The organism is Steroidobacter sp., assembly GCF_016790065.1.
Lineage (GTDB): Bacteria > Pseudomonadota > Gammaproteobacteria > Steroidobacterales > Steroidobacteraceae > Steroidobacter.
In genome coordinates, this window is sequence record NZ_JAEUPY010000753.1 from 1 (window position 1) to 8,099 (window position 8,099).

Sequence of the window (8,099 nt, forward strand, 5' to 3'; positions counted from 1 at the left end):
TTGACCAACAGCGCCAAGCTGGCAGCAGAAGTGCCGGCAGCCATCGAGAAGCTGCTGTCGTGGTTGCCGACTGCGGACGTGGCCCGAGTCGCGTGGCAGAACTGCGGTGAAATCATTCTGTGCGACACGCTCGAGGAACTGCTGAGCGAGGGCGATCGCATCGCTTCGGAGCATGTGCAAGTCATCACGCGCGATCCGGATTACTTCCTGAAGAATCTGACCAACTTCGGCGCGCTGTTCCTGGGTGCACGCACCAACGTTTCTTACGGCGACAAAGTGATCGGCACCAATCACACGCTACCGACCATGCGCGCGGCGCGCTACACCGGCGGGCTGTGGGTGGGCAAGTTCATCAAGACGTGCACGTATCAGCGCGTGCTTACCGATGAAGCGGCGGCGCTGGTGGGCGAATATTGTTCGCGGCTGTGCGAGTTGGAAGGCTTCAAGGGTCACAAAGAGCAAGCGGATCTGCGCGTGCGACGTTACGGACGCAAGGTGGCATGACCATGATCGAACTGAAGCATCACCATGGCGGCGTCAGCGTGCCGGACATCGAGGCGTCGATCCACTGGTGGCGCTCGGTGCTGGACTTCGAAGTCGAGCGCCGTTTCGATATTCCCAAGATTCCCGCCAAGGTGGCCATGCTCAAACGCGGCAATCTGCGCGTCGAGCTGTTCGAAGTGGTTGGCGCCAAGCCGCTGCCGGACGAACGACGCCAAGCCAACACCGATCTGAAGACCCACGGCAACAAACATTTGGCGTTCGCGGTTCAGCACGTGGACACCGTGGCCGAACAGCTGCGTGCACGCGGCGCCGATATCGAATTCGTCGGCCATTTCCCGCACGGGGACAATATTTTCATTCGGGACAATGCCGGTAACTTGATCGAGTTCGTACAGGAACCGGAGCTATGGACATGATTCGCTCCGAACGGCTCAGGACAAAAATTGCAATCGTCACTGGCGCAGGCAGCGGCATCGGTCGCGGTTGCGCGCTCATGTTTGCTCGCCATGGCGCCAGAGTCATGGCGACTGATCTCGACGAGCAAGGTCTAGCCGAGACCTCGCGGCTGGCTGTCGAAGAAGGTCTGACGATTGCCACGCTGCCGTCCATCGATCTCACCCAAGAAGCGGACGTGCAGCGCCTGGTCGATACCACCGTAGAACGATTCGGCCAGCTCAATGTGCTGCTCAATGCAGGCGCTTGGGCTGCGTTCGAATGGATCGAGACCATGGACTATGAGAAACATTGGAAACGCACGTTGGCCAGCGAGCTGGATGTGGTGTTTCTGGCCTGCAAATTGGCCTGGCCGCATCTGAAAACCAGCGGTGCGGCGTCAATTATCAATTTCGCTTCGGCGAATGCATTCGTTGCGCTCTCCGGTTCGCCGGCGTTGGCGCACTGCGCGGGCAAGGGCGGCGTGCTGGCCATGACGCGCCAGCTGGCGATGGAAGGTGCACCGCATAACATTCGCGCCAATAGTTTATGTCCGGGGATGGTGGTCACCGGCGCGACGCGCCCAGTACTAGAAAACAATCCAGCGATTCGCGAAGCAGCGCGCACCAAGACCATGTTGGGACGTTTCGGCCAACCCGAAGACGTCGCCTGGGCCGCGGTGTTTCTAGCTTCGGACGAGTCCAGCTGGGTAACAGCGGCCGATTTTTCCATCGATGGCGGCGCCACCGCCTGGTAAGCGGTCTTCTATAACAAAACGCGATGCCGAACATTGCCCCTAACGATTTGTGGGGCCAAACACAGTCGCACTAGGCTGGCTTGGGAATCTGAAGAGTTCCGGGACGATCCCGCGAGCGGGTGTCACCGGAATTGCGGCAAACATCAGCGAGGGGGAACTCGGTCATGACTTCCAGTCGATACCAACAAATTGAGCAACGCAGGCGCGCCAGAATGCTCGCCGCCAGTGTTTCGGGCGTGTTGCTCGGAGGCGCCATCCCTGGCTGGGTGCTCGCTCAGGATGCCGCCGAAGGCCCGCAGGCCAGCGTGCTCGAAGAAGTCATCGTCACTGCCGAAAAGCGTGAGATGGATTTGCAGCGCACGGCCATCGCCATCACTGCGCTGAGCGGCGACACGCTGGAACAGGCTGCAATCTCACAACCGGAAAATCTGAACAAGCTGGTGCCGGGTCTGGCCATCGGTCAGGGCGGCCCGTCCAGCCAGATCTATTTGCGCGGTGTCGGTAGTTACGGCACTAACGCATTCGCCGATCCGGCCGTCGCATTCAACGTCGACGGCATCTACTACGCACGCGTCGGTGCGCTAGGCGGAAATTTCTATGACCTGGCACGCGTCGAAGTGCTGAAAGGTCCGCAAGGCACCTTGTACGGTCGTAATGCGACCGGTGGTGCCGTCAACTTGATTCCCAATCGTCCGGCGCATGACTTCAGTGCGCGCGTCGGCTTGGAAGTCGGCAATTACAGCCTGAAACGTTTCAACGGTTACGTGAACATGCCGGCTGGCGACAAAGTCGCTTTCCGCCTGGCGGGGCAGGTCACGGATCGCGATGGCTATCAGAGCGACGGTTATGACGATGACGAGTCCAAGTCGGCGCGCTTGACCATGCTGGCCGAGCCCAACGAAGACTTGAGCATTCTGTTGACCGGAAGTTATGTGTCGTTGGGCGGCAAGGGCGCAGCCCAGTTGCCGATCAGCGCGAGCTCCGGTTATTTCAACAACAGCGATCCTTGGACCGGCAGCAGCGTGGCGTCGCCGGGAGCCTTGGTGGCACAGGCCACCCGCAATGGTCAGCCCGCTACGTTGTTCTCGAACGGCGTGATCTACACCGACGGTGACATCGACATCGAAGTGAAATCGTTCAGTGCGCAAGTCGACTGGGATCTGGGCTTCAGCACCCTGACCTTCCTCGGCAACACCATGACCACCGATCAGGACTCGATCTCCTACGGCCCTGGCTTCCGTTATCAGCCGGTGGAACATGCCGAACAATGGTCGGCCGAGTTACGCCTGGCCGGCGAGTCCGGCATCGTGAGTTGGGTAGGCGGCCTGTATGCGTTCAATGACAAACAAGATTTCACCTTCTGGGTCGATCAAGGCTTCTTGTTCAATCAAACCGGCGCCGATGTGGACAGCCTGAAGAACGACAGTCACGCCGTCTTCGGCGAACTCACGTTCGCGCTGGCCGATAGCACGCGGCTGAAAGTCGGCGCTCGCTACACCGAAGAAGGCAAATCGCAGAGCGGTCAGATCTTCAATCGCCAGGGCGCGACCGCTCCGTGTAGCACGCTGGGCGCGACGCCAGTGACGATTGGCACCATTGCTGCTGTGATTCCTGGAGCGGCGACCAATGGCGCTGGTGTTGCCTATCCGTTCACATACTGCCGCGACAGCCTGACCGGCGACCGCGATTGGACCAACACCGATTGGAAGGTCGGCCTCGAACACGATCTCAACGACGACTCGATGTTGTATGCGACGGTCAGCACCGGCTTCAAAGCCGGCGGCTTCTTCGCCACTGGCGACCACTCCGTGGTCGAGAACAGCTATGAGCCGGAAAAGATCACAGCCTTCGCGCTGGGTTCCAAGAATCGTTTTGCGCAGGATCGCTTGCAGTTGAATGCCGAGGCCTTCTTCTGGAAGTACGAAGATCACCAAGAATCGTATCTGGCGCCGACCAGTCCGCCGCTGCAGGTGTTCGGCTTCACTACCATCAATGTGCCGGAAGCGGAAATTTACGGCTTGGACCTGGACTTCACCGCGTTGCTCACGGACAACGATCAGATCGGCGTTCGTGCGCAGTACCTGCATGCCGAGTACACGGACTTCGTGTTCAACGTGTCGCGTCCTGGTGAATTCCAGCCGCCGCCGAATGGCAGCCCGGGCACGCAGCCGCCGTCGACGGTTTGCGGTGTGACCTACGTGAGTCAGGGTTTATATAGCGTCGATTGCACGGGTCAGCAGATGCCGCGTGCTCCGGAGCTGTCATTGACGATGGACTATGCGCACACGTTCAAGCTGTCTGGTGGTGCGGCCATCGTGCCGGGCGTGCGAGCCCAGTACTCGGCGGACTACTGGTCGTCGGTCGACTACAACCGGCTGCAGAAACAAGACGCGTATGTGATGTGGGACGCGGACCTGAGCTACTTCTCGTCCAACGAAACCTGGAATCTCACCGCCTACGTCAACAACATCGGCAACGAGGACGTGTACTCCAACTCCTTCAGTCATCCCTCGGGCCTGGTGTTCAATGCGCTGCGCCCGCCGAGGACGTATGGGTTGCGAGTGGGGGTGAAGTTCTGATCACCCGATGCCCGGCGATCGCGAGTAACGCCGCGATCGCCGAGCTCACGCCCAGGACCACGAATGCCGGCAACGGACCGCCGAGCCGCAGCGCCAGCCACGTCACCACCAAGCCGCACACGAACTGCCCGACCGCAAAGGTCGCCTGCCATGCGCCCGTGCCTCGGCCGCGAATCTGAAAGTGCAATCCCCGAGTGGCCCAGACAAGCAGCGTGGGCAGAATCATGCCGCAGCCGATTTGATTGAGTGCCGCGGCGGCCACGAACATTTCGGCAGTCGGTGCCTTACCCATCAGCACGAAGCCGATGCCGATGATGCCGAACTCGATGCACAACAACAGCCCGATGGACCAGCGGAGCACGGCGCGATAAACGAACGTGCCCAGCGGCACGCCGAGACTGGCGATAGCGGTGAATACGCTCAAGCGAGCCGGGTCTTGCACACCGAGCGAGGCCAACGCCAGCGAACTCTGAGTTTGAATCGTATAAAACATCACCGACGCAAACAGCGTGATGGCGCAAATGCCGGCGATGCGAGCCCACGGAAAGGCCGGCGTTTCGGGGTCGTCGACATTGTGAGTTTGCGTGGCGGAATTGTTGAACTTCGGTTCCCAGGTCAGCAGCCACACGCCGATGGCCAGGACCGAGCCGAACGCGTAAACGAAGAACGGCCCACGCCAGCCGTAGGCCGAGCCGAGCACACCGCCGATCATGATCAACGCCAACGACGATAACGATGCCACTGCAGTCTGACTGGCGAGCCATTTCTCACGGGCGTGGCCATGAAAGTAATCGCTGATCAGTGTAGTGGAGGCCGTCATGATTACGGCTTCGCAAAGACCTACGCCGACGCGGGTTGCGACGATGGCGTACAGGTCTTGGAGAAATGCCGGGGCGATGCCGACCACGCCATACGCCACCATGGCGCCGATCAGGATGCGGCGGCGGCCGTAACGGTCGGCGAGCCAGCCGGCCAGCGGCGAGAACAGTGCGATACATAGCGCCGGCATGGTGAGCACGCCGCCTTGAATCAAATATTGATAACCCGGCACGTGGCTGAAACTTGCCATCAGTTGCGGCAACACCGGGATCAGTACCACGATGCCCATGACGGACAAGGTACAAGGCAACAGCAGGATCAAGCCCTGCGCCATGCCGGGCTCGTGCGGCAAACGATTCTGCGTCGACACTTGTGATCCCCCGATCCCGCGGTAACGACTGGACTCGAATAGTAGGCGGACTGTAGCGGGTCCACACCGGGCCGTGCATCGCTCCGCGCGATGGGGTCGATCAGCATAAATGATTGTGCAGCCGGAGCTTGCGCAACTATCGTGACCACAGTGCCGAGGGGGAGCAGATGTTCTACGGGTGGAAACTGCTGTTCGTATTCTGGTTGGTGCTGCTGGTGGCGGCGGCCTTCCCGTTGTACGGCGGCGGCGTGATGAACGGTTATATGTCCGCCGACCTGCAATTGGAACGCAGCGTCGCCGGGCTGCCCATGTCGGTGTACCAATTCGTGTTCGGCCTGGGGGCGCCGGTGGTCGGGCTGATCGTCGATCGCTTTGGCATCCGTCGCACGTTGATCGGTGGCGCATTGCTGATGGCGGTCGCGGCGTCTCTGATGGCGTCAGTCGTCACTGGTGGATTGAGTGCCGTGTTGGTGTTCGGCGTGTTGCTGGGAATGGGTGGCGCGGCGGCCGGCGGTATCACCACTCAAGCAGGGGTGGCTCGCTGGTTCACTCGTCGACGGGCGTTGGCTATGGCCATCCTGATGTCGGCCCCGGGCTTCGGGGGCTTTCTGGTGGCGCCGCTGATCAATCAAGTCATCGCGGCTGCTGGTTCGAATTGGCGAGCCGGTTGGGTGTTGACGGCAGCGGTCGCGACAGTGGCGGCAGCCATCGCCTTCTTTTTTGTTCGCGAGCAGCCCTCGGATCTCGGGCAGTTCGCCGACGGTCTGGAGCCGCAGTCGGGAAGCGCATCAGGCGCACCGGCCAAATCTTTACGCAGCTTCATCACGACAGAACCTTGGACACGCAGCGACGTGCTGAAGACCCGTGCGTTCTGGTGTCTGCTGGTAGCAGCGTTCGGCGCCAACATGGGGTACACGTTGTACTTCGCCGTCGGCGTGCTGCATCTACAGGATCTCGGTCACCCGCGAGATATCGGTGCTTGGGCGTTTTCGATCTTCGGCATCTCCACCCTGCTCGGGAAGTTGGCGCTCGGCTCGCTCGGCGATCGCTATGACCCTCGTTACGTTTGGGCTGCGACCACTGCGGCGTTCGGTGTCGGTCTCACCATCATGAGCGCGGCGGACCAGCGTGCCGAACTGTTCACGTGCATCGTGCTGCTCGGCTTCGGATTCGGCGGCGGGCTCGCCAGCATGTTTGCTGTGTTGAGTAACTACTACGGTTCAAAGGTGTTTCCGAGCATCGCCGGCTTGGCCGTCGCGATCACCACTTGCGCGGGCGCCATCGCGCCACCGGTCGCAGGTGTGTTGTACAGCGACTCGGGTAGCTATCGAACCGCTTTCATCTCGATTGCGGTGTGGTGTTTCGCCGGCGCGGTGTTGATCGCATTCACTTCGCGACCGCGACGCGCGCAGCCAACGCCGGCCGACATGAAACCCGAATCCAGTTTGACCGGAGCTCAGTGATTATGCGCGCCATCCGCATGCACGATTACGGCGGTCCAGACGTTCTGCGTCTGGACGATGTGCCTGTTCCCGAGCCCGCTGCGGGGCAAGTCCGCGTGCGTGTCCATGCCACCGGGATCAATCCGTTCGAATGGAAGCTGCGCGAAGGTCGCATGCGGGGCCGTATCGAGCTGCAGCTGCCGCACATTCCCGGCTTCGATGTCACAGGCGTGATCGACAAACTCGGGCCGGAAGTATCGGGATGGAGCGAGGGCGACGAAGTCATCGCCGCGTTGAATCGCTCCGCGCAGGGTGGTTATGCGGACTACGCCGTCGCTTCGGCCGAGGACGTAGTTCGCAAACCTGCTTCGCTGAGCTTCGAGGCCGCCACAGGATTGCTGACGCCGGCAGCGACGGCGTATCGATTTCTAGTCGAGCTGGCCGAAGTGAAGGCCGGCCAGAACGTATTCATTCATGGCGGCGCTGGCGGCGTTGGCAGCGCGGCGGTCCAGATTGCGAAAGCGCTGGGTGCACATGTAACGACCACTGCATCGACATACAACATCGACTATCTGCGAGGTCTCGGTGCCGACGAGGTCATCAACTATCGGCGCTATCGCTTCGAGGATTACATCGGTCAGGCCGACGTGGTGCTCGACAACGTCGGCGGCGATACGCTGGCTCGCACGCCGGCGGCGATGAAACGAGGCGCGGTGCTGGTTTCGCCTGCAGGTGTGCCGAATGCGGAAGAAGTTGAGAAGGCCGGCGTGCGTACACCGTCCACCGCTTGGAACACTGGCGCTGCCTTCGGTCCGCGAATCCAGAAACTCGTCGACCTGGTCAATGCCGGCAAGTTACGCGTCAACGTGGATAAAGCGTTCCGTCTCGAGGATGCCGCTGCCGCCCAGGAACTCAGCCAGCAGGGACATGCGCGCGGCAAGTTGGTGTTGAAAGTTCATAGTTGAGGAGAGCATCGTGAAGCTGGGCACATTGAAGGAAGGCGGGCGCGAAGGCACCTTGATCGTGGTGTCGCGCGATCTTGGTTCCGCGATTCGAGCAACCGACGTTGCACGCACGTTGCGTGAGGCGCTGGAGAGTTGGCAGGACGCCGCACCTCGGTTGCAACAGATCTATGACCGGCTCAACGCTGGCACGGCGGCTTCGTTCGAGCTGGATCACTCCCAGTTGGCGGCGCC

7 protein-coding genes and 1 pseudogene are annotated in these 8,099 nt (G+C 61.0%); 7 read left to right on the forward strand and 1 reads right to left on the reverse strand.

What is annotated here, in order from left to right; all coding sequences use genetic code 11:
• From JNL55_RS30790 to JNL55_RS30805, 4 genes are all read left to right on the forward strand, one after another.
• Positions 1–504 (forward strand): histidinol dehydrogenase (locus JNL55_RS30790; protein ID WP_293863576.1); only part of this gene is annotated, 504 nt, incomplete at its 5' end.
• Positions 505–506: 2 nt separating this feature from the next.
• The gene (locus JNL55_RS30795) at positions 507–920 is read left to right on the forward strand and encodes a VOC family protein (protein WP_293863578.1); all 414 of its coding nucleotides are present in this window, start codon (positions 507–509) and stop codon (positions 918–920) included.
• Positions 911–1,693 carry an SDR family NAD(P)-dependent oxidoreductase gene (locus tag JNL55_RS30800; RefSeq protein WP_293863580.1) on the forward strand — a complete coding sequence of 261 codons (783 nt, stop codon included), beginning with the start codon at positions 911–913 and terminating at the stop codon, positions 1,691–1,693. The genes JNL55_RS30795 and JNL55_RS30800 overlap by 10 nt, the downstream gene beginning before the upstream one ends.
• Before the next feature lie 164 nt (positions 1,694–1,857).
• On the forward strand, positions 1,858–4,272 hold the full coding sequence (locus tag JNL55_RS30805) for a TonB-dependent receptor (protein ID WP_293863582.1): 2,415 nt from the start codon (positions 1,858–1,860) through the stop codon (positions 4,270–4,272).
• On the opposite strand, the gene JNL55_RS30810 is transcribed toward JNL55_RS30805, so the two are convergent.
• A complete protein-coding gene (locus JNL55_RS30810) occupies positions 4,217–5,461 on the reverse strand; it encodes an MFS transporter (protein WP_293863584.1) in 1,245 nt (414 codons plus the stop codon). The genes JNL55_RS30805 and JNL55_RS30810 overlap by 56 nt on opposite strands.
• 167 nt (positions 5,462–5,628) lie before the next feature.
• On the opposite strand from JNL55_RS30810, the gene JNL55_RS30815 reads away from it, so the two are divergent.
• The 3 genes and pseudogenes from JNL55_RS30815 to JNL55_RS30825 form a co-directional block, all read left to right on the forward strand.
• Positions 5,629–6,924 (forward strand): MFS transporter, encoded by a 1,296-nt coding sequence (locus JNL55_RS30815; protein ID WP_293863586.1) that lies wholly within the window; start codon positions 5,629–5,631, stop codon positions 6,922–6,924.
• 2 nt (positions 6,925–6,926) lie between these two features.
• On the forward strand, positions 6,927–7,868 hold the full coding sequence (locus JNL55_RS30820; protein ID WP_293863588.1) for an NADP-dependent oxidoreductase: 942 nt from the start codon (positions 6,927–6,929) through the stop codon (positions 7,866–7,868).
• A gap of 10 nt (positions 7,869–7,878) precedes the next feature.
• Positions 7,879–8,099, forward strand: a pseudogene (locus JNL55_RS30825) (FAA hydrolase family protein); the annotation flags it as partial.

Excerpts from the sequence above, each read along its gene's own strand:
- JNL55_RS30795 (WP_293863578.1), top strand. The coding sequence starts at position 507 with ATGATCGAACTGAAGCATCACCATGGCGGCGTCAGCGTGCCGGACATC.
- JNL55_RS30800 (WP_293863580.1), top strand. The coding sequence starts at position 911 with ATGGACATGATTCGCTCCGAACGGCTCAGGACAAAAATTGCAATCGTC.
- JNL55_RS30805 (WP_293863582.1), top strand. The coding sequence starts at position 1,858 with ATGACTTCCAGTCGATACCAACAAATTGAGCAACGCAGGCGCGCCAGA.
- JNL55_RS30815 (WP_293863586.1), top strand. The coding sequence starts at position 5,629 with ATGTTCTACGGGTGGAAACTGCTGTTCGTATTCTGGTTGGTGCTGCTG.
- JNL55_RS30820 (WP_293863588.1), top strand. The coding sequence starts at position 6,927 with ATGCGCGCCATCCGCATGCACGATTACGGCGGTCCAGACGTTCTGCGT.